Here is a 23,210-nt window from a genome sequence, read left to right as displayed (position 1 = left end):
GGCGGCGTCCAGCACCAGCTCTTCACAAACCAGCGGCGCCTCGCGCCAGACCACTTGCAGCGGCTGTTCCAGGCCCTCCCACAGCACCGCGCTGCGCAGGATGTCATTACGTTCGATCACCCCCTGCAAGGCCTTGGCGAAGGCTTGCAAGCGCCCGGCACTGTCGAAGGCGAACTGCGCCTGGAGCACATAGGGATCGCCCTGGCCCGCGGCCAGGTGGTGATAGAGAATGCCCGCCTGCAACGGCGCCAGCGGGTAGATGTCCTGGACGTTGGCGGTGCCCCCGGGCACCGTGGCCACGACCCGGTCGATGGCCGCCTGGTCCAGTTCGATCAACGGCAACAGTGGCGGGGTGATGCGCGGGCAATCGCGGTAGATCAGGTTCTGCGGTACCTGTACTTCGCGACCACGGCCCACGGCAGCGGCCAGGGCCGCCAGGGTCGGCTGGCCGAACAGCACCCGCACATCCGCCGACAAACCGGCCCGGCGCATGCGCCCGATCAGGTTCACCGCCAGCAGCGAGTGCCCGCCCAGTTCGAAGAAGTGATCGTGGCGCCCCACCCGCTCGACGTTGAGCAGCTCGGCCCACAACTGCGCCAGCAGGATCTCGGTGTCGCCCACCGGCGCCTCGTACTCGCGCACCACCGCCGCTTCCGGCGCCGGCAGCGCCTTGCGCTCCAGCTTGCCGTTGGGGCTCAGGGGCAAGGCCTCCAGGTGCACGAACAGCGCCGGCACCATGTAGTCCGGCAGGTGCTCCAGCAGCGCCTGGCGCAACTGCTCCACGGGCAACTTCGCATGGCCGGCGGCGCTGGTGTAGTAGGCCACCAGGCGCTTGTCCCCGGGCACGTCCTCGCGGGCCAGGACCACCGCTTCCTTGATGCCTTCGAGCTGGGTCAGGCGCGCCTGGATTTCCCCCAGCTCGATGCGCAGGCCGCGGATCTTCACCTGGTCGTCGTTGCGCCCCAGGTACTCGATATTGCCGTCGGCGAGATAGCGCCCCAGGTCGCCGGTGCGGTACATGCGCGCGCCTGGTTGATCACTGAACGGGTCGTCGACAAAACGCTCGGCGGTCAGTTGTTCGCGGTTGAGATAACCACGGGCCACCTGCACCCCGGCGATGAACAGCTCGCCCACCACCCCCAAGGGCACCGGCTGCAATTGCGCATCCAGCAGGTACAGCCGGGTGTTGGCGATCGGCTTGCCGATGGGCGTGTTGTCCGGGGTGGCGTCCAGCGGGCCGGTGCAATCCCAGGCCGTCACGTCCACCGCCGCTTCAGTGGGGCCATACAGGTTGTGCAGGGCAACGTTGGGCAACTGCTGCTTGAAGCGCCGCACCAGGCTGCCCGGCAGCGCCTCGCCGCTGCACATCACCTGGCGCAGGCTGGCGCACTCGCGGGTCTCGCCATAGGCCAGGAACACGTCGAGCATCGAGGGCACGAAATGCAGGGTGGTGATGTTTTCCCGGGCGATCACCTGGCGCAGATAGGCCGGGTCCTTGTGCCCTTCGGGGCGGGCCATCACCAGGCGGGCGCCCGTGAACAGCGGCCAGAAGAACTCCCACACCGACACATCGAAGCTGAACGGGGTTTTCTGCAATACCGCGTCGCCGCTGGTGAGCCGGTACCGCTCCTGCATCCACAGCAGGCGGTTGACCACCGCCCGATGCTCGTTCATCGCGCCCTTGGGCTGGCCAGTGGAACCGGAGGTGTAGATCACGTAGGCCAGGTGCCGCGGCGTGAGCCCATCGAGGCGTGGGTTGACCCGCGGCTGGCGGCTCCATAGCGCCTGCCCGAGGTCTACCAGCGGCACGCCGGGATCGCCCAGCAGGCCCAGGGTCGCGCCGTCGGCCAGTACCGCCAGCGGTGCGCTGTCCTTAAGCATGTAGGCGATGCGCTCGGCCGGATAGGCCGGATCGATGGGCACGTAGGCGCCCCCGGCCTTGAGGATCGCCAGCAGGCCCAGCACCATGTCGACGCTGCGCTCGACGCAGATCGCCACCCGCTGGTCCGGGCCGACGCCCAGTTGCAGCAAGTGCCCGGCCAACTGGTTGGCCTGCTGGTTCAGCTGGCGATAACTCAGGCGCTGCTCGCCGGCCTGTACCGCCAGCGCCTCGGGACTGCGCAGCACCTGGGCTTCGAACAACCCGTGCAGGGTCTGTTCCAGCGGGTAGTCACGGGCCGTGGCGTTGAAGCCTTCGAGCAACTGCCAACGCTGCTCCCGGTCCAGCAACGGCACCTGTTCCAGGAGCATCTGGTCGTCGCTCACCATGGCCTGCAGCACCCGCTGCAGATAGCCGACATAACGCTGCATGGTGGCCTCGTCGAACAGCGCCGTGGCGTATTCCAGGGTGCCTTCGATATGGTCCTGGACCTCCCCCAGGTTCAGCGACAGGTCGAACTTGGCGAAATGGCTGGGCTCGTGGACCCCCTCCAGGCGCAAGTCACCCAGCACCAACTGCGGGGCATCGCCGTTCTGCCAGGTCATCAGCGTCTGGAACACCGGGCTGTGGGACAGGCTACGCACAGGCCGCAGGATCTCCACCACCTGCTCGAACGGCAGGTGCTGGTGGGCCTGGGCTTCGAGGGTGCGGGCGCGGACCTGGGCCAGCAATGCCTCGATGCGCGGCGCGCCAGCCAGGTCCACGCGCACCGCCAGGGTGTTGACGAACAAGCCGATCAAGCCTTCGACCTCGGCCCGCATGCGGTTGGCCACGGGGGTGCCGATCACCACCTCGGCCTGCCCCGACAGGCGCCCGAGCAACAGCGCCCAAGCGCTCATCAAGGTCATGTACAGGGTGCTGCCATGGCGTTGGCCCAAGGCCCGCAGGCTGGCGGTGAGCTGGCGGTCCAGGCGCACCGGGACGCTGCTGCCGGCGTAGTCCTGCTGGGCCGGGCGCGGCCGGTCGGTGGGCAACAGCAGCAATGGCGGCGCCCCATCCAGGGCCTGGCGCCAGTAGTCACCCTGGCGTTGCAGCACCTCGCCGCTGAGCCAGCGGCGCTGCCAGTGGGCGAAGTCGCTGTACTGCAACGCCAGCGGCGGCAGGGGGTCGGGCAGGCCACGGCTGAAAGCGCCGTACAGGGCCACCAGTTCCCGGGTCAGCACCCCCATGGACCAACCATCGCTGACGATGTGGTGCAGGGTCAGCAAGAGCACATGGTGATCGTCCGCCAGGGTCACCAGGCGCCCACGGATCAGCGGCCCGCGCTCCAGGTCGAACGGCGCCGAAGCCTCGCCCTGGACCAGCGCCTGCAAGGCGTCGTCGGCCTGAGGATGGCCGCGCAGGTTTTCCACCTGCAGGCCGAGCCCGGAGTCTTGTGGGGCGATCAGTACCTCGGCCTGGTCGCCGTACTGGGCGAAGCGGCTGCGCAAGGTCTCATGCCGCGCGACGATACGCGCCAAGGCCCGTTGCAGGGCCGGGCTGTCCAGTTGCCCACGCAGGCGCAGGCCCAGGGGAATGTTGTAGGCGGTGTTGGCGCCTTCCATCTGCGCCAGGAACCACAGCCGCTGCTGGGCGAAGGACAAGGCCAGGGGCTGATTGCGCGGCGCCGGCAGCAAGTCCGGCAGGCTGCTGCGCTCGGCCCGTGCCACGGCCGCGGCCACCGCGTGCAGTTCGGCGTTGGCGAACAAGTCGCCCAGGGCCAGCTCCACCCCCAGGCTCTGGCGTACCTGGGAGAGCATGCGCATGGCCAGCAACGAGTGTCCGCCCAGCTCGAAGAAGTGATCGTGGCGGCCAACCCGCTCCACCTGCAGTAGCTCGCTCCAGATCTGCGCCAGGACGATCTCGTTGTCGCCCTCGGGGGCCTGGTATTCCCGGGCCAGCAGCGCGTCCAGCGCCGGCTCCGGCAGGGCCCGGCGATCGACTTTGCCGTTGGCGGTCAGCGGCAGGCTGTCCAGCCGCACGTAGGCCGCCGGCACCATGTACTCGGGCAACTGCTCCAGCAACTGCGCCCGCAACTCGGCGGGGCTCGGCACCCGCTGCCCGGCAACGGTGAAATAAGCCACCAGCCGGGCCTGCCCCGGCTGATCCTCGCGGGCCAGCAATACCGCCTCCTGGATGGTCGCCAGGCGGTTCAGGCAGGTCTCGATCTCGCCCAGCTCGATGCGCACGCCGCGCACCTTGACCTGGTGGTCGTTGCGCCCCAGGTAGTCGATGCGCCCGTCCGCCAGCCAGCGTGCCAGGTCGCCGCTGCGGTACATGCGCGCCCCCGGCTCGGCGCTGAACGGGTCGTCGAGGAAGCGCTCGGCGGTCAGTTCGGGACGATTGAGGTAGCCCCGGGCCACCCCGGCACCGCCCACGTACAGCTCGCCGGCGACGCCGACCGGCACCGGCTGGCGCTGCTCGTCCAGCAGGTAGATCCGCGCATTGGCCATGGGCCGGCCGATGTCCAGCACCCCGCCGGCCACCAAGGGCCCCGACGTCGCCACCACCGTGGCCTCGGTGGGCCCATAGTTGTTGATCACGGCAAAAGCCCGGGGCTGCTCGAAGTGGCGCAGGCGGTCGCCGCCGATCAGCAGGGTCCGCAGGGTCGGGTGCCCGGCCTGCTGGCCGAAGGCGTACTCGGCCACCGGGGTCGGCAGGAAGCTCACATCCAGCGGCTGGGCGCGCCACCAGTCCAGCAACCGGTCGATGTCCTGGTGGTCGGTGCCGGCCGGCGGCAAGTGCAGGGTCGCGCCGCCGCACAGGGCCGGCCAGACCTCCCAGGCCATGGCATCGAAACCCAGCCCGGCAACGCTGGAAGTGTGCCGGCCCGGGCCCAGGTCGAAGGCCTGGCAATGCCAGTGCACCAGGTTCGCCAGGCTCTGGTGTTCCACCATCACGCCCTTGGGCTGGCCGGTGGAGCCCGAGGTGTAGATCACATAGGCCAGGTGCTGCGCGGTCAACCCGGGCACCTGCGGCGCGCTGGGCGGTTGCTGCAGCCAGGCCGGATCGTCGAGGTCGACCCGCGAGAGGCCCGGGCTGGCGGCCATGGTCCGGGTCGCGCCTTGCACCAGCAGCGCCAGCGGCGCGCTGTCCTCCAGCAGGTAGGCGATGCGCTCGGCCGGATGGGCCGGGTCGATGGGCACGTAGGCGCCCCCGGCCTTGAGGATCGCCAACAAGCCCACGACCAGCTCCGGACCGCGTTCGACACAGACCGCCACCCGGCTGTCCGGGCCCACGCCCAGGCCGCGCAAGTGATGGGCCAGGCGATTGGCCCGGGCCTCCAGTTCGGCGTAGCTCAGGCGCCGGTCGCCGGCTTGCAGGGCCGTGGCCGCAGGCTGCTGCGCCGCCTGGGCCGCGAACAGCTGGTGCAGGGGCGTACCCCGGGGATAGTCGGGGCCAGCGGCATTGAAGCCTTGCAGCACCTGGTGCCGTTCGGCCTGGTCCAGCAGCGAGATCCGCGCCAGCGCTTGCTGGTCGTCGGCGACCATCGCCTGTAGCACCTGGACCAGGTAGCCGGCAAAACGCTGGGCGGTGCCGGCATCGAACAGCGCGCTGGCGTAGTCCAGGGAGCCGCGGATCTGGCCCTGGCTTTCCCCCAGGCTCAGGGTCAGGTCGAACTTGGCCACCTGGTTGGCGGCGACCACCCCTTCGAGCTTGAGCTCGCCCAGCACCAGGTCCTGGGCGAAGTCCTCGACCCAGGTCAGTACCGTCTGGAACAGCGGGCTGTGGGCCAGGCTGCGCTGGGGCCGGACGATTTCCACCACCTGCTCGAACGGCAGGTCCTGGTGGGCCTGGGCTTGCAGGCTGCGGGCGCGGACCTGGGCCAGCAGCCCGGCCACGCTCTGCGCACCCTCCAGCTCCAGGCGCAGGGCCAGGGTGTTGACGAACAAGCCGATCAAGCCTTCGACCTCGGCGCGCATGCGGTTGGCCACCGGGGTGCCGACCACCAGGTCGTCCTGGCCGGACAGGCGTGCGAGCAACAAGGCCCACCCGGCCAGCAAGGTCATGTGCAGGGTGCAGCCATGGCGCTGGGCCAGGGCCTTGAGCTGGGCACTGAGCGACGGTTCCAGCGCCAACGGCACGCTGGCACCGCGAAAATCCTGTTGCACCGGCCGTGGCCGGTCGGTGGGCAGCATCAGCAGGGTCGGAGCCCCGGCCAGTACTCGCCGCCAGTAGTCGGCCTGTTGTTGCAGCACCTCGCCGCTGAGCCAGCGCCGCTGCCACAGGGCGAAGTCACCGTATTGCACCGCCAGGGGTGGCAGCGGGTCCGCCTGGCCTTGGCTGAAGGCGCTGTACAGGGCCACCAGCTCACGGGTCAGCACGCCCATGGACCAGCCATCGGCGACGATATGGTGCAGGGTCAGCAACAACACATGGTGCTCGTCCGCCAGGCGCAGCAAACGCCCGCGGATAACCGGCCCGTGTTCCAGGTCGAAGGCTTGCGCCGCCTCGGCCTGCACCCGCTCGGCCAGGGTCAAAGGCGCATCGCCCAGGTCCTCCAGCGACAGCTCCAGGGCGCCCTCCAGCGGCCCCACCTGGACCTGGGGCTGGTCATCCACCAGGACGAAGCGACTGCGCAAGGTGGCATGCCGGGCGACGATCGCCTGCAAAGCCTGTTGCAGCGCCTGGCGATCCAGCTGCCCGCGCAGGCCCAGGCCGATGGGAATGTTGTAGGCGCTGGCGCCACCGGCCATCTGCGCCAGGAACCACAAGCGCTGCTGGGCGAAGGACAGCGGCAGGTCCTGGTCCTGGGGCGCCGGGAAGATTTCCGGCAACTGGCTGCGCCCGCTGCGCTCCAGGACGCTGGCCAGGGCGTGCAATTCGGCATTGGCGAACAATTCGGCCAGGGCCAGCTCCAGGCCCAGGCGCTGGCGCACCAGCGAGACCATGCGCATGGCCAGCAGCGAATGCCCGCCCAGCTCGAAGAAGTGATCGTGGCGCCCCACTCGCTCCACCTGCAGCACTTGGCTCCAGATCTGCGCCAGGGTCGTTTCGACAGGCCCTTCAGGCGCCTGGTAGTGACGGCTGAACAGCGCCTGCTGGTCAGGTGCCGGCAAGGCGGTGCGGTCCAGCTTGCCATTGGCGGTCAGCGGCAAGGCCTGCAACTGCACATAGGCCACCGGCACCATGTAGTCCGGCAATTGCGCCAGCAGGTATTCGCGCAGCTCGCCCGGGGTCGGCGCCGCGAGCCCTTCGCGGACGGTGAAGTAGGCCACCAGCCGCAGGTTGCCCGGCTGGTCCTCACGGGCCAGGAGCACCGCTTCCTGGATGCCGGGAATCTGGTTGAGACGGCTCTCGATCTCGCCCAGCTCGATGCGCACGCCCCGGATCTTCACCTGGTGGTCGTTGCGTCCCAGGTATTCGATGCGCCCATCCTCGAGCCAGCGGGCCAGGTCGCCGGTGCGATACATGCGCGCCCCCGGCACGGTGCTGAAGGGGTCGTCGAGGAAGCGCTCGACGGTCAACTCGGGACGATTCAGGTAGCCGCGGGCCACTCCCGCCCCGCCCACGTACAGCTCGCCGGCGACCCCGATGGGCACTGGCTGGCGGCGTTCGTCCAGCAGGTAGATCCGCGCATTGGCCATGGGCCGGCCGATATCCAGGGCGCCACCGGCCTCGACGGTGCCGGAGGTGGCCACCACCGTGGCCTCGGTGGGGCCGTAGTTGTTGACCAGGGTAAAGCTCTGCCGCTGGCCGAACTGGCGCAGGCGATCGCCGCCGATCAGCAGGGTACGCAGGCTCGGATGCCCCAGTTGCTGGCTGAAGGCGTACTCGGCCACCGGGGTCGGCAGGAAGCTCACATCCAGCGGCTGGGCCCGCCACCAGGCGAGCAAGGCGTCGACATCCTCGGTGCCCTGGCTGGCCGGCGCCAGGTGCAGGGTCGCGCCCACGCACAAGGCCGGCCAGATTTCCCAGGCCATGGCGTCGAAGCCGAAACCGGCCAGGCTCGAGGTCTGGCTGGCGCGGCCCAGCTCGAACGCCTGGCAATGCCAGTCCACCAGGTTGCCCAGGGTCTGGTGCTCGACCATCACGCCCTTGGGCAGGCCGGTGGAACCGGAGGTGTAGATCACGTAAGCCAGGTTCCGCTCACTCAGCCCGGGCACCTCCAGGTTGTCCCCGGGCTGGTCCTGCCAGTGCCGCGGGTCGAGTTCGAGCACCGGCACCGCCAGGGCCGGCAGGCGCTGGCGCAACTCGGCCTGGACCAGCACCACCCGTGGGCTGCTGTCGTCCAGCAGGTAGTTCAGGCGTTCATCGGGATGGGCCGGATCGATGGGCACGTAGGCGCCACCAGCCTTGAGGATCGCCAGCAGGCCCACCAGGGTCTCCAGGCCCCGGCGGGCGACGATCGCCACCCGGTCGTCGGGCCGCACTCCCAGGGCCCGCAGCCGGTGGGCCAGGCCATTGGCCTGGGCATTGAGCCGGGCATAGCTCAGTTCACGCCCCTGGCAGCAGGCCGCCAGCGCCTCGGGGGCATGGGCCGCCTGGGCCTCGATGCGCCGATGCAGGGGTTGGCCCCGGGGGTAGTCCCGCGTGCTGCGGTTGAAACCTTCGAGTACCTGCCGGCGTTCGCTGGCCGGCAACACCGCCAGCGCTTCCAGGGCCAGCTGCGGCTCCTGCTCCAGGGCCTGGGCCAGATGCTCCAGGGTGCACAGCAGGTAACCGAGGATCCGCCGCGGATCGACCTGGGTGCTGGCCAGCAGGGTCAGGCCGAAGTCCTCGGCGAAATCATCGATGCTCAAGGTCAGGGGGTAGTTGGTGCGTTCCTCGCTGTGCAGGGTGCTGATCCCGGCCCAGGCGGCCTGGGCCTCGGCACTGGCTCCGGCGGCGCTGTGGCGGTAGTTGAGCAAGCTGCTGAACAGCGGGGTCGGCGCACTGACTCCGCTACAGCGCTGGGCCAGGGCCAGGGCCGCATGCTCATGGCGCAAGAGACTGGTCAGGCGCTTGTGGGTGTCCTTGAGGGCCTCGGCCAGGCCCTGCCCGGCCACGTCCAGGCGAAACGGCAAGGTGTTGATGAAGATGCCCAGGGCCCGGTCGGTGGCTTCGGCGCCCTGCATCCGGCCCATCAGCACGGTGCCGAACACCACTTTGTGCTTGCCGGCCAGGGTCGCCAGTACCCGGCCCCAGGCCAGGTGGAACAGGCTCGCGGCACTGACCCCGGCCTGCCGCGCCTGGCTGCGCAGGCGCAGGCTCAGGGCGGTGGGCAGGGCCAGGCTGGCCTCCTCGATCGCCCGGCCATCGCCTTGCACGTCCTGCAGGCCGAACGGCAGGGTCGGCTCGTCGACGTCCGCCAGCATCTGGCGGAAAAAGGTCTCGTGTTCTTGCTCACTGATGCCCAGCCGGGCCTGGGCCACGTAGTTGCGAAACGGCAGGGCCGGGCCCAGGCGCGCGGCCTGGCCGGTGAGCAGGGCCTGCATTTCGTGGCGCACCACGTCCAGGGCGCTGTGGTCCATGGCCATGTGGTGGAACAGCAAGATGGCGACGATGCGCTGTCCGGCTTCGTCCCAGGCATGCACCAGGCGCAGCATCGGCGCCTGGCTGATGTCCAGGCGGTAGTGGCGGGCATCGAAGCGCACTTGCAGTTGCTCCAGCACGGCGCCGCCGGCCGGGTCCGGCTCGACTTCCTGGAGGATCAGCCCGGCTTCGCGCCAGACCACCTGCATCGGTTGCGCCAGGCCGTCCCAGAGCACGGCGGTACGCAGGATGTCATGGCGGGCGATGACCCCGCGCAGGGCCTCGGCGAAAGCCTCCAGGTGCTGCGCGCTGGCGAAGGCGAACTGCGCCTGCATCACATAGGGATCGCCCAGGGTGGCGCTGACGTGGTGATAGAGGATGCCTTCCTGCAGCGGCGCCAGGGGGTAGATGTCCTGGATGTTGGCGACCCCGCCCGGCACCGTGGCGACGATGCGATCGATGGCCTGCTGGTCGAGGTTGGCCAAGGGCAGCAGGTCCGGGGTGATGCGCCGGGTCTGCGCGGTGATGCCGTTGGCCGGCACCTCGACCTGGCCGGCCTTGGCCGGCGCGTACTCACCGCTCTTGATCAGCTCGATCAACTGCGGCTTGAGCTCGCGCAGGCGCGCCAGCAAGGCCGGGTCGCTCAAGGCCTGCTTGTTGCCCTGGACCACCAGTTGGTCGTCCTTGAGCACCAGCTGGACGTCCTTTTCCTTCAGTGTCGCCAACAGTTCGATCACGCTCACAGGACGATCTCCATTCGTTCGGTAATTGCCGCGTAGCCGGCCAGGGTCGGTTGTTCGAACAACGCGCGGACATCGGCCTCCATGCCGTGTTCGCGCATCCGGCTGATCAGGCTCACCGCCAGCAGCGAGTGCCCACCCAGTTCGAAGAAGTGATCGTGGCGCCCTACCCGCTCGACGTTGAGCAACTCGGCCCACAACTGCGCCAGCAGGATCTCGGTGTCGCCCACCGGCGCCTCGTACTCGCGCACCACCGCCGCTTCCAGCCCCGGCGCCGGCAGCGCCTTGCGCTCCAGCTTGCCGTTGGGGCTCAGGGGCAGCGCGTCCAGGTGCACGAACAGCGCCGGCACCATGTAGTCCGGCAGGTGCTCCAGCAGCGCCTGGCGCAACTGCTCCACGGGCAACTTCGCGTGGCCGGCGGCGCTGGTGTAGTAGGCCACCAGGCGCTTGTCCCCGGGCACGTCCTCGCGGGCCAGGACCACCGCTTCCTTGATGCCTTCGAGCTGGGTCAGGCGCGCCTGGATTTCCCCCAGCTCGATGCGCAGGCCGCGGATCTTCACCTGGTCGTCGTTGCGCCCCAGGTACTCGATATTGCCGTCGGCGAGATAGCGCCCCAGGTCGCCGGTGCGGTACATGCGCGCGCCTGGTTGATCACTGAACGGGTCGTCGACAAAACGCTCGGCGGTCAGTTGTTCGCGGTTGAGATAACCACGGGCCACCTGCACCCCGGCGATGAACAGCTCGCCCACCACCCCCAAGGGCACCGGCTGCAATTGCGCATCCAGCAGGTACAGCCGGGTGTTGGCGATCGGCTTGCCGATGGGCGTGTTGTCCGGGGTGGCGTCCAGCGGGCCGGTGCAATCCCAGGCCGTCACGTCCACCGCCGCTTCAGTGGGGCCATACAGGTTGTGCAGGTCGACGTTGGGCAACTGCTGCTTGAAGCGCCGCACCAGGCTGCCCGGCAGCGCCTCGCCGCTGCACATCACCTGGCGCAAGCCGAGGTCGTCAGGCGTGGCGTCGTGGGCGAGGAATACATCGAGCATCGACGGCACGAAGTGCAAGGTACTGATGCCCTGCTCGCGTATCAGCTGGCGCAGGTAGGCCGGGTCCTTGTGCCCTTCGGGGCGGGCCATCACCAGGCGGGCGCCGGTGAACAACGGCCAGAAGAACTCCCATACCGACACATCGAAGCTGAATGGAGTCTTCTGCAACACCGCATCGTTCGCGTCCAGGCGGTACTGCTCCTGCATCCACAGCAGGCGGTTGACCACCGCCCGGTGCTCGTTCATCACGCCCTTGGGCTGGCCGGTGGAGCCGGAGGTGTAGATCACGTAGGCCAGCTGCCGTGGCGCGCAGTGCGGCGCTGGCGGGTTGTCCCCGGACTGTGCGGCCCATTGCGGCTGGTCCAGGTCCAGCAACGCCAGCCCGCACGCCTGCGCCAGGTGCCGGGTCGCGCCCTGGACCAGCACCGCCAGCGGCGCGCTGTCCTGGAGCATGTAGTCGATCCGCTCCTGGGGATAGGCCGGATCGATAGGCACGTAGGCGCCCCCGGCCTTGAGGATCGCCAGCAGGCCCAGCACCATGTCGACGCTGCGCTCGACGCAGATCGCCACCCGCTGGTCCGGGCCGACGCCCAGTTGCAGCAAGTGCCCGGCCAACTGGTTGGCCTGCTGGTTCAGCTGGCGATAACTCAAGCGCTGCTCGCCGGCTTGCACCGCCAGCGCCTCGGGGCTGCGCAGTACCTGGGCTTCGAACAACCCGTGCAGGGTCTGCTCAAGCGGGTAGTCGCGGGCCGTGGCGTTGAAGCCTTCCAGCAGTTGCCGGCGCTCGGCCTCGGGCAGGATCGGCACCTGCAGCAGGGAACGCTGCGGCGCTTGCTCCAGGCTGTCCACCAGGGCCAGCAGGGCTTGCTGCAAGTAGCCGCACACCCGTCCGGCGCCAATCCGCGCCGGGGTCATGGCGGTCAGGCGGAAACCCTGGCCAAAGTCGTCGACGTTGAGGCTCAGCGGGTAGTTGGTGCGCTCCTCGCTGTGCAGGGTCTGGATGCCCTGCCAGGCCTGGCGTACGGCCTCGCTCGGCGGTGCATCGCTGCCGTGGCGATAGTTGAGCATGGCGCTGAACAGCGGCAGCGGCGCGGCCACCCCACTGCAACGCTGGGCCAGGGCCAGGGACGCATGCTCATGGCCGAGCAAGGCGCTGAGCCGGGCGTGGGTGGCCTTGACCGCCGCACGCACCCCACCGGCGTCCAGGTCGACCCGCAGCGGCAAGGTGTTGATGAACATGCCCAGGGCCCGGTCGGCGCCCTGCCCGGCCTGCAGGCGGCCCAGCAGCACGGTGCCGAATACCACCCGCTCCTGGCCGGTAGTGAGGTTCAGCACCCGGGCCCAGGCCAGGTGGAACAGGCTCGCGGCACTGACCCCCAGCAGCCGCGCCTGGGCCCGCAAGCGAGTGGCCAGGGTCGCGTCCACAGCTTGCTGCACCTCTTCGATGGCATCGCCATCGCCCTGCACATCCTGCAAGCCGAACGGCAGGGTCGGGGCATCGATATCGCCGAGCATCTGGCGGAAGAACGCCTCGTGCTCCTCGCGGCTGACACCCAGGCGCGCCTGGGCCACGTAGTTGCGATAGGGGATCGGCGCGCCCGCGGGCTGCTGCCCCAGCAGGCAGGCCTGGATCTCCTCGCGCACCACATCCAGGGCGGTGTGGTCGAGGACGATATGGTGAAACAACAGGATCGCCACCACGCCCTGGCGTACCGGGTCCTGGGCGAACACCAGGCGCAGCAACGGCGCCCGGGTCAGGTCCAGGCGCCAATGGCGAGGATCGAAGCGTTGGTGCAACTGCTGCAGGATGTCGCCATCGGCCGGATCCAGGTCGACTTCCTCGAGGGCCACCTGGGCCTCGCGCCAGACCACTTGCAGCGGTTGCTTGAGTCCCTCCCAGAGGATCGCCGTGCGCAGGATATCGTGGCGCTCGCCGACCCGTTGCAGGGCCGCGGCGAAATCCTCCAGGCGCTGGCGGCTGGCGAACGCCAGGTGCGACTGCAACAGGTAGGGATCGCCTTCGCGGGCGCTCAGGTGATGGTAGAGGATGCCCTCCTGCAAGGGCGCCAGGGGGTAGATGTCCTGCACATTGGCGGCGCCGCCGGGGACCATGGCCTGCACCCGGTCGATGGCCTCCTGGTCCAGCTCGATCAGTGGCAACAGCTGCGGGGTGATGTGCCGGCAGCCGGCCGGGATGCGATTGGCCGGCACCACGACCTGGCGCCCGGCACCCACCGCCCCGGCCAGGGCGGCCAGGGTCGGCTGTTCGAACAGCACCCGCACGTCGGCTTCCAGGCCGGCCTGGCGCATGCGCTCCACCAGGGTCACCGCCAGCAGCGAGTGCCCGCCCAGCTCGAAGAAGTGATCGTGGCGGCCGACTTGCTCGACCTTGAGCAACTCGCTCCAGATCCGCGCCAGGGTGGTTTCCACCTCGCCTTGGGGGGCCTCGAACTCGCGACTGAGCCAATCGCCCTGGGCCGGCGCCGGCAAGGCCTGGCGATCGAGCTTGCCGTTGGCGGTCAGTGGCAGGGCTGCAAGGCGGACGTAGGCCGCCGGCAGCATGTAGTCCGGCAGGCGCCCCTGCAGGTGGTCGCGCAGGTCTTCGGCCGCCAGTTCCGCGGCGCCTGCGCGCAAGGTGAAGTAAGCCAGCAGGCGCTCTTCGGCCACCAGCACCAGGGCTTCCTCGAGGGCCGGGTGCTGGAGCAGCGCGGCTTCGATTTCCCCCGGTTCGATGCGCATGCCGCGCACCTTGACCTGGTCGTCGTTGCGCCCCAGGTAATCGAGGGTGCCGTCTTCGCGCCAGCGCGCCACGTCGCCGCTGCGGTACATGCGCGCGCCGGGCTCGGCACTGAACGGGTCGTCGAGGAAGCGCTCGGCGGTCAGCTCGGGACGATTCAGGTAACCCCGGGCTACCCCGGTGCCGCCCACGTACAACTCGCCGGCGACACCGACCGGTACCGGCCGCAGCAGCTCGTCCAGCAGGTAGATGCGGGCGTTGGCCGTGGGCCGGCCGATATGCAGCGCGCCACCGGCCACGAGCGCCCCGGAGGTCGCCACCACCGTGGCTTCGGTGGGCCCGTAGTTGTTGACCACGGTAAAGCCCGGGTCGCGGGTGAACTGGCGCAAGCGGTCACCGCCGATCAGCAAGGTACGCAGGGTCGGGTGCCGCAGTTGCTGGCTGAAGGCGTACTCGGCCACCGGCGTCGGCAGGAAGCTCACATCCAGCGGCTGGTCGCGCCACCAGGCCAGCAGCCGCTCGATGTCCTGGTGGCCGATATCGGCCGGCGGCAGGTGCAGGGTCGCGCCACTGCACAGGGTCGGCCAGACCTCCCAGGCCATGGCGTCGAAGCCCAGGCCGGCGAGGCTGGAGGCATGCCGCCCGGGGCCCAGGTCGAAGGCCTGGCAATGCCAGTGCACCAGGTTCTCCAGGCTCTGGTGCTCGACCATCACGCCCTTGGGCTGGCCGGTGGAGCCCGAGGTGTAGATCACATAGGCCAGGTGCGCCGGGGTCAGCCGTGGCACCTGCGGGGTGTCCGGATCGGAGTCGGTCCAGACCTGCCGGTCGAGGTCGAGCACCGGCACCCCAGGCGCTGGCGACAAGCCGCCGGCCACCAGCAGCGCCCGGGGGGCGCTGTCCTGTACCAGGTAGGCGATGCGCTCGGCCGGATGGCTCGGGTCGATGGGCACATAGGCAGCCCCGGCCTTGAGCACCGCCAGCATTCCTTGCAGCAGTTGCGGGCCACGGGCCAGGCACAAGGCCACCCGGTCATCGGGTTGCACGCCGAACGCCAAGAGTTTCCGGGCCAGCTGGTTGGCCTGCTGGTCCAACTGGCGATAGCTCAGGCGCAGCGGCCCCTGGACCAGCGCCACGGCGTCGGGGGCCGCGCGGACCCGGGACTCGAACAGGCCATGCAAGGTCTGCCCACGCGGATAGGCGGCGGTGCTGGCATTGAAGTCCCGCAGCAGGCGCTCGCGCTCCGCCAGCGGCAACACCGACAGTTGCCCCAGCTCCAGCTCGGGGCTGTGCTCCAGGGCATCGACCAGTTGCTCCAGGGCACGCGACATGTAGTCCCCCAGGCGCTGCGCGCCGATCCCGGCCAGGGCCAGCAAAGACAGGCCGAAGCCTGCGCCCAGATCGTCGACGCTCAGGCTCAGCGGATAGTTGCTGCGCTCCTCGCCACCGAGCAGTTCCACGCCCTGCCAGATGTCCTGGCCGGCGGCGGCCGGTTGCGGGGCGCTGTGCCGGTAGTTGAGCAAGGCGTTGAACAGCGGCGCCCCGCTGGCCAGGGCGCTGCAGCGCTGGGCCAGGGCCAGGGAAGCATGTTCATGGCCGAGCAGGGCACTGAGCCGGGCGTGGGTGGCCTTGACCGCCGCGCGCACCGTGCAACCCTGCACATCCACCCGCAACGGCAAGGTGTTGATGAACACCCCCAGGGCCCGGTCGGCGCCCTCGCCGCCTTGCATGCGGCCCATGAGCACGGTGCCGAACACCACTTGCCGGCGGTTGGCCACCTGCCCCAGCACCAGCGCCCAGGCCAGGTGCATCAGCGCCGCGGCACTGACCCCCAGTTGCCGCGCCTGCTCACGCAAGCGCAGGCCCAGGGCCTCGGGCAACGCCAGGTGGGCCTCCTCGATGTCCCGGCCGTCGCCTTGCACATCCTCCACGGCGAAGGCCAGGGTCGGCTCGTCGATATCGCCGAGCATCTCGCGAAAGAACGCCTCATGCTCGGCCTGGCCGCCCCCCAGGCGGGCCTGGGCCACATAGTTGCGATACGGCACCGGGGCGCCGAGGCCGCGACCACCGTTGAACAGCAGCTCGCGCATTTCCTGGCCGATCACCTCCATGGCGGTGTGGTCCAAGGCCAGGTGATGGAATAACAGGATCGCCACCACCCGCTGGCGTTGCCGGTCATAGGCATGCACCAGGCGGATCAGCGGTGCCTGGGCCAGGTCCAGGCGCCAGTGGCGGGCGTCGAAACGCTGTTGCAGTTGTTCGAGGATGTCGCCGTCGGCCGGGTCCAGCGCCTGCTCCAGCAGTTGCAGCCGAGCCTCGCGCCAGACCACCTGCAGCGGCTGCGCCAGGCCCTCCCAGAGCACCGCGGTGCGCAGGATGTCGTGGCGGTCGATGACTTGCTGCAAGCCCGCGGCGAAGCGCTCCAGGCGCTCGGGACTGTCGAAGGTCATGCGCGACTGCAGCAGGTAGGGGTCGCCCTGCCCGGCGCTCAGGTGGTGGTAGAGGATGCCTTCCTGCAAGGGCGCCAGGGGATAGATGTCCTGCACATTGGCCACCCCGCCCGGCACACAGGCCACCACCCGGTCGATGTCCGCCTGCTCCAGCTCCACCAGCGGCAGCAGGTCCGGGGTGATCTGCCGGCACTGGGCGCCGATGCGGTTGGCCGGCACCCGAACTTCGCGGCTGCTGCCCACGGCCGCGGCGAGGTCGGCCAGGGTCGGCTGGCTGAACAGCACCCGCACATCGGCTCCCAGGCCGATCTGGCGCATGCGTTCGATCAGGCTCACCGCCAGCAGCGAATGCCCACCCAGTTCGAAGAAGTGATCATGGCGCCCGACCCGCTCTACCTTGAGCAGGTCGCTCCAGATCCGCGCCAGGGCGATTTCCACCTCGCCCCGGGGCGCGACGAACTCACGGCTGAGACTGGCCGAGGCGGCCGGGGCCGGCAGGGCCTTGCGGTCGAGCTTGCCGTTGGCGGTCAGCGGCCAGGCATCCAGCCGCACATAGGCCAGCGGCACCATGTATTCCGGCAATTGCTGGAGCAAGGCGTCGCGCAGGGTCTGGGCGGACAGCTGCGCGACATCGTCCTGGACCCGGTAGTAGGCCACCAGGCGCTGGTCCCCGGGCTCGTCCTCGCGCACCAGGACCTGCGCATCCCTGATCCCCGGGCACGCCGCCAGGCGCACCTCGACTTCCCCCGGCTCGATGCGCAGGCCACGGATCTTCACCTGGTCGTCGTTGCGCCCCAGATACTCCAGCAGGCCGTTGCCCAGCCAGCGGCCGATGTCCCCGGTGCGGTAGAGCAAGGCACCGGCGCGGTTGGCGAACGGATCGTGGATGAACTTCTGGGCAGTGAGTTCGGGACGGTTGAGGTAGCCCAGGGCCACGCCGTCGCCACCGATCACGATCTCGCCCGCGACCCCGATGGGCAGCGGCTGCTGGTGGGCGTCGAGGATGTACACCTGGGTGTTGGACAGCGGTCGGCCGATGGGCAGGCTGTCGGCAGCTTCCGGCAACTCCCCGGGCTCGTGGGTGACGGCGAAGGTGGTGGTCTCGGTCGGGCCGTAGCCATTGACCAGGCGCAGCCCCGGCGCCTGGGCCTGCATCCGCCGGAACGCCGTGGCATCCGCCCGCTCGCCGCCACACAGGAGCATGCGCAGGCCCTTGAGGGCCTGGGGGATCAACTGCACGTACTGGTTGAACAGGCTCGTGGTGAGGAACAGCAGCGTCACGCCAGAAGCTTGCAGCAGCTGGGCGAACGCCGGTGGGTCGAGCAGGGTCTGTTGGTCCACCACCACGACCCGGCCACCGTTGAGCAGCGGGCCCCAGACGTCCATGGTGCTGGCGTCGAAGGCCGGGTTGGAGGCGAACGCCACCCGGTCAGCGGCGTTGAAGTCGGCGTAGCCGTTGTTGATCACCAGGCGGGTGATGGCCCGGTGCGGCACCCGCACGCCCTTGGGCTCGCCGGTGGAACCGGAGGTGTACATGATGTATGCCACCGCCGCGCTGGATTGCTGCACGTGCACGTCATCCGCTGGCAGGGCCTGCAGCTCCAGCCGGTCGAGCTCGATCCGGGGCACCGCCACCGCCAGCGGCAGGTCGCTGTGGGTGACCAGGGCCACGCTCTGGCTATCGCTCACCATGAAACCCTGGCGACTGGCCGGGGCGTTGCTGTCCAGCGGCACGTAGGCTGCGCCGCACTTGCTGATGGCCAGCTGGCTGACCAGCAGGTCCAGGGAGCGCGGCAGCAGGATCGCCAGGTGATCGCCCGGCTGCACCCCGAGTTCGCGCAGGTGATGGGCCAACCGGTTGGCCCGGGCATTGAGCCCGGCGTAGCTGAGCCGCTCCTGGCCGTGCACTGCCGCGACCTGCTCAGGGTGGGCCTGGACCCGGGCCTCGAACAGCTGCGCCAGGGTCTGCTGGCGCGGGTAGTCGCGGGCGGTGGCGTTGAATTCCACCAGCACTTGCTGGCGTTCGGTCCTGGGCATCACCGGGATCGCCAGCAGGGCCTTGTCCGGCGCCTGCTCCAGGGCCTGGGCCAGGTGTTCCAGGACGCAAGCCAGGTAGCCGCAGACCCGCGCCCCGTCCACCGAGGCTTGCGCCTGCACGGTCAGGCGCAGGCCCTGGTGGTCGTCGTCGACGTTCACCGTCAGCGGATAGTTGCTGCGCTCGCGGGATTCGAGCACGCGGATGCCATCCCAGATCGCCGGCCCCTGGGGGTCTGCGTCGAGGCTGGCGCTGTGGCGGTAGTTGAGCAGGCTGTTGAATAGCGGTTGCGCCGCCGGGACTGCGCTGCAACGTTGGGCCAGGGCCAGGGAGGCATGCTCGTGACCGAGCAGTTGCGCCAGCCGCGCATGGGTGCAACGCAGCGCCTGTTCCACGCCCTGCTCGCCCAGGCTGATGCGCAGCGCCAGGGTGTTGATGAACATGCCCAGGGCGCGGTCGGCCCCCTCGCCACCCTGCATGCGGCCCAGCAGCACGGTGCCGAATACCACGTCATCACGCCCGGACAATTGCCCCAGCACCCGGCCCCAGGCCAGGTGCAGCAGGCTCGCGACACTCACCCCAAGAGCCCGGGCCTGGGTGCGCAAACGCTGGCACAGCAGCGGGTCCAGGTGCAGTTGGCGTTCGTGGATATCGCCACCGTCACGCTTCACGTCCTGCAAGCCGAAGGCCAGGGTCGGCTCGTCGATATCGCCCAGCAACTCCTGGAAGAACTCCTGGTGCTGCGCCTCGCTCAAGCCCAGGCGGGCCTGGGCCACGTAGTTGCGATACGGCACGGCGGGTGGCAGTTGCCCGCCACGGCCTTGCAGCACGGCGCTGATTTCCTCCACCAGCACCTCCAGCGAGGTGTGGTCCAGGGCCAGGTGATGGAACAGCAGGATGCCCAGCCAGCGCGACTGCCCCGGGTCCCGGGCGCAGGCCAGGCGCAGCAGCGGCGCACCGCCCAGGTCCAGGCGGTAGTGCCGTGGATCGAAACGCTCCTGCAACTGGGCCAGGGCCGAACCCCGGGCCGGGTCCGCCGCCAGCACCTGCACCACCAGCGGCGCCTGGCGCCAGACCACCTGGACCGGCTCGTCCAGGCCTTCCCAGGCCAGGCTGGTACGCAGGATGTCATGCCGCTCGATCACCTGTTGCACGGCCTGGGTAAAGGCTTGCAGGGTCGCTTCGTCGGCGAACTCGAACTGCACTTGCAGCAGGTAGGGATCGCCCTCCTCGCAGCTCAAGTGGTGATAGAGAATGCCCGCCTGCAACGGCGCCAGCGGGTAGATATCCTGGATGTTGGCGGCGCCCCCGGGCACTCGGGCCACCAGCCGGTCGATGGCGGCCTGGTCCAGGCTGGCCAGGGGCAGCAGGTCTGGAGTGATGCGCGAACAATCGCCGGGAATGCGGTTGGCCGGCACCTGCACCTCGCTCACCGCGCCCACGGCAGCGGCCAGGGCCGCCAGGGTCGGTTGCCCGAACAGCACTCGCACATCGGCGCACAGGTCCACCTGGCGCATGCGTTCCATCAGCTTGACTGCCAGCAGCGAATGTCCGCCCAGCTCGAAGAAGTTGTCCTGGCGCCCGACCTGGGGCAGTTGCAGCAGCTCTTGCCAGATCCCCGCGATGGCTTGCTCCACCTCACCCTGGGGCGCCTCGTACTCACGCCGGGCCACTGCCTGGCTGTCGGGCGCCGGCAGGGCCTTGCGGTCGAGCTTGCCATTGGTGGTCAGCGGCAGGCTGTCCAGCAGCACGAAGGCGCTGGGCAGCATGTAGTCGGCCAGGCTGTAGCGCAGTTGTTCACGCAATTGCGTGGCGCTGGGCGCGGCACCCGGGGCGGCGATCACATAGGCCACCAGGCGCTTGTCCCCGGGCAGGTCCTCGCGGGCCACCACCACGGCTTCACGAACGCCGTCGCAACTGGCCAGGCGCGCTTCGACCTCCCCCAGCTCGATACGGAAGCCGCGGATCTTCACTTGGTCATCGTTGCGTCCCAGGTACTCCAGGCTGCCGTCTTCGCGCCAGCGCGCCAGGTCGCCGGTCTTGTACAGGCGGGCGCCTACCTGCTGGCTGAACGGATCGACGATGAAGCGCTCGGCGGTCAATTCCTCACGATTGAGGTAGCCCCTGGCGACCCCGGCCCCACCTACGTACAGCTCACCCACCACGCCGGTGGGCAGCGGCTCGCGCCAGGCATCGAGGACGTATAGCTGCAGGTCAGGGATGCGCCGACCAATGGGACTGCTGCCCACCAGTTGCGCGTCCGCCGCCTGCAATGGCCGGTAGGTCACGTGCACGGTGGTCTCGGTGATGCCGTACATGTTCACCAGCTGGGTGCCGACGTTGCCCACACGCGCGTACCAGGGCTTGAGCAGCCCGGGCTCCAGGGCCTCGCCACCGAAGATCACCTGGCGCAGCGAATGCTTGAGGGCGCTGCGGCCCTGGGCCGCGATCAGCGAGCGGAAGGCGCTGGGCGTCTGGTTGAGAATGCTCACCGAGGCTTCGCACAGCAGCGCATAGCAGGCGTCGGGCGAGCGGCTGACCGCCTGCGGCACGATCAGCAACTGACCGCCATGGACCAGCGCACCCCAGATTTCCCAGACCGAGAAATCGAAGGCGAAGGAATGGAACAGCGCCCAGACATCGCGCCAGTTGAAACCGAACCAGTCGCGGGTGGCCGAGAACAGCCGGGCGACGTTGCGGTGCTCCACCATCACCCCCTTGGGCAGGCCGGTGGAGCCGGAGGTGTAGATCACATAGGCCAGGCTGGCCGGGGTCAGCCCGGACACCTGGGGATTGTCCAGGGCCTCATGGGCCAGGGTGCGGCTGTCGAGGTCGATCAGCGGCACCCGCAGGTCGCTCACCAGGGCCTGGGTGTCGGCCTGCACCAGCAATGCCACCGGGGCGCTGTCCTGCAAGGTGTAGGCAATCCGTTCGCGCGGGTAAGCCGGGTCGATGGGCACGTAGGCCCCACCGGCCTTGAGGATGCCCAGCAGGCCGACGATCATTTCCAGGCCGCGCTCGACGCAGATCGCCACCCGTTGGTCCGGACGCACACCCAGGGCCAACAGGCGGTGGGCGACCTGGTTGGCACGCTGGTTGAGCTCGCCGTAGCTCAGCCGCTGGTCCTGGAAGATCAGCGCCGTGGCCTCGGGCTGGACCCGGGCCTGGGCCTCGACCTGCTGGTGGATCAGCGGGTGATCCGGGTAGTGGCCCTGGGGCGTGTTGAGCCCTTGCAACAGGTACTGGCGCTCGCTGGCCGGCAACATCTGCAGGCTGTGCAGCGGTGCCTCGGGGCTGTCCTGCAAGGCCAGGGCCAGGCTCTCCAGCACGCCCAGCAAGTAGCCGGTGATGCGCTCGGCGCCGATGGCGACGTCCGCCAGGGCGACGATCCGCAGGTCTTCGCCGAGATCGTCGACGTTGATGGTCAGCGGATAGTTGGTGCGCTCCTCGGCTCCCAGGATCTGCATGCCCGGCACGACTTCCTGGACTTCCTGGGCGTCGCCTGCGTGGCTGTGGCGATAGTTGAGCATGGCGCTGAACAGCGGGGTCGGCGCGCTGACGCCGCTGCAGCGCTGGGCCTGGGCCAGCGACGCGTGTTCATGGCCGAGCATGGCGGTCAGCCGGCGGTGGGTGGCCAGCACTCCGGCGCGCACGCCCTGGGCACCGACATCCACCCGCAGCGGCAAGGTATTGATGAACATGCCCAAGGCCCGCTCGCCGCCCTCGCCGGCTTCCATGCGGCCCAGCAGCACCGTGCCGAATACCACCGCCTCGCGTCCGGATACCTGGCCCAGGACCCGCGCCAGAGCCAGGTGCATCAGGCTCGCCACGCTCACCCCCAATTGCCGGGCCTGGGCCCGCAGGCGCTGGCTGAGCTCGCTGGGCAGGGTCGCCCGCCGCTCCTCGATGCGCCGGCCCGTGCCCTGTACATCGGCGATGCCGAACGGCAGCGTCGGCTCGTCGATGTCCCCCAGCATCTCGCGAAAGAACGCCTCATGGTGCCCCTGCTCCTGGGCCAGGCGCGCCTGGGCCAGATGATTGCGAAACGGCACCGGGGCCGGCAGCCGGTCGCTGTGTCCGAGCAAGCGGGCCTGGATTTCCTGGCGCACCACATCCAGCGCGGCATGGTCCAGGGCCATGTGGTGGAACAGCAACAGGGCCACCTGGCGCCCGTTGCCCGGGTCCTCGGCGTAGACCAGGCGCAGCAGCGGTGCCTGGCGCAGGTCCAGGCGCAGATGCCGAGCATCGTAGCGGGCCTGCAACTGGCCCAGGGCATCGCCGCCGGCAGGGTCCAGGGCGACCTGCTCGCACACCAGCGGCGCATGGCGCCAGACCACTTGCAGCGGTTCGTCGAGGCTTTCCCAGGCGATGGCGGTACGCAGGATGTCATGCCGCTCGATGACCCATTGCAAGGCGCCGGCGAAGTCCTGGCGCAACGCATCGTTGGCGAAGGCGAAGCGTGCCTGCAGCACGTAGGGATCACCCTGGGCCGCGGACAGATGGTGGTAGAGCATGCCTTCTTGCAGTGGCGCCAGGGGGTAGATGTCCTGGACGTTGGCCGCGCCACCGGGCACCGCGGCGACGATGCGCTCGATGGCCGATGCGTCCAGCCGGGCCAGCGGCAGCATGTCCGGGGTGATCTTGAAGGCCGGGCTCAGCCAGTCGCCGCCCTGCTCGTCCAGCAGTTCCAGGAGCCGCGGCTTGTGCTCGACCAGACTGTCCCAAAGCCCATCGTCCAGGGCCTCGTCATCGCCCTGGACCAGCAGGTCCTGGCCGTCGCGCTGGAGTCGGATCGCCAGGGTGGAAAGAACCGCCATCAATTCGCTGAACTGCAT

2 protein-coding genes (1 of these 2 cut by a window edge) are annotated in these 23,210 nt (G+C 69.4%); both read right to left on the bottom strand.

Features of this window, described 5'->3' with window-relative positions:
• A protein-coding gene (locus tag CAG11_RS30320; RefSeq protein WP_085599980.1) for a non-ribosomal peptide synthetase crosses the window boundary here: on the bottom strand, positions 1-10,116 show its 5' portion. The gene continues 4,557 nt to the left of window position 1, outside the view; the window shows 10,116 of its 14,673 coding nt (coding positions 1-10,116); its start codon is at positions 10,114-10,116; the stop codon falls past the left edge of the window.
• Complete coding sequence (locus CAG11_RS30315; RefSeq protein WP_085599978.1) at positions 10,113-23,210, bottom strand: non-ribosomal peptide synthetase; 13,098 nt, start codon at positions 23,208-23,210, stop codon at positions 10,113-10,115. Before CAG11_RS30315 ends, CAG11_RS30320 begins: the two co-directional genes overlap by 4 nt.

The organism is Pseudomonas sp. B6(2017) (genome assembly GCF_002112765.1).
GTDB lineage: Bacteria > Pseudomonadota > Gammaproteobacteria > Pseudomonadales > Pseudomonadaceae > Aquipseudomonas > Aquipseudomonas piscis.
This window is presented reverse-complemented; position numbering and strand designations above follow the sequence as displayed.

Coding starts and splice junctions, on each gene's coding strand:
- CAG11_RS30315 (WP_085599978.1), bottom strand. CDS start 23,210: ATGCAGTTCAGCGAATTGATGGCGGTTCTTTCCACCCTGGCGATCCGA.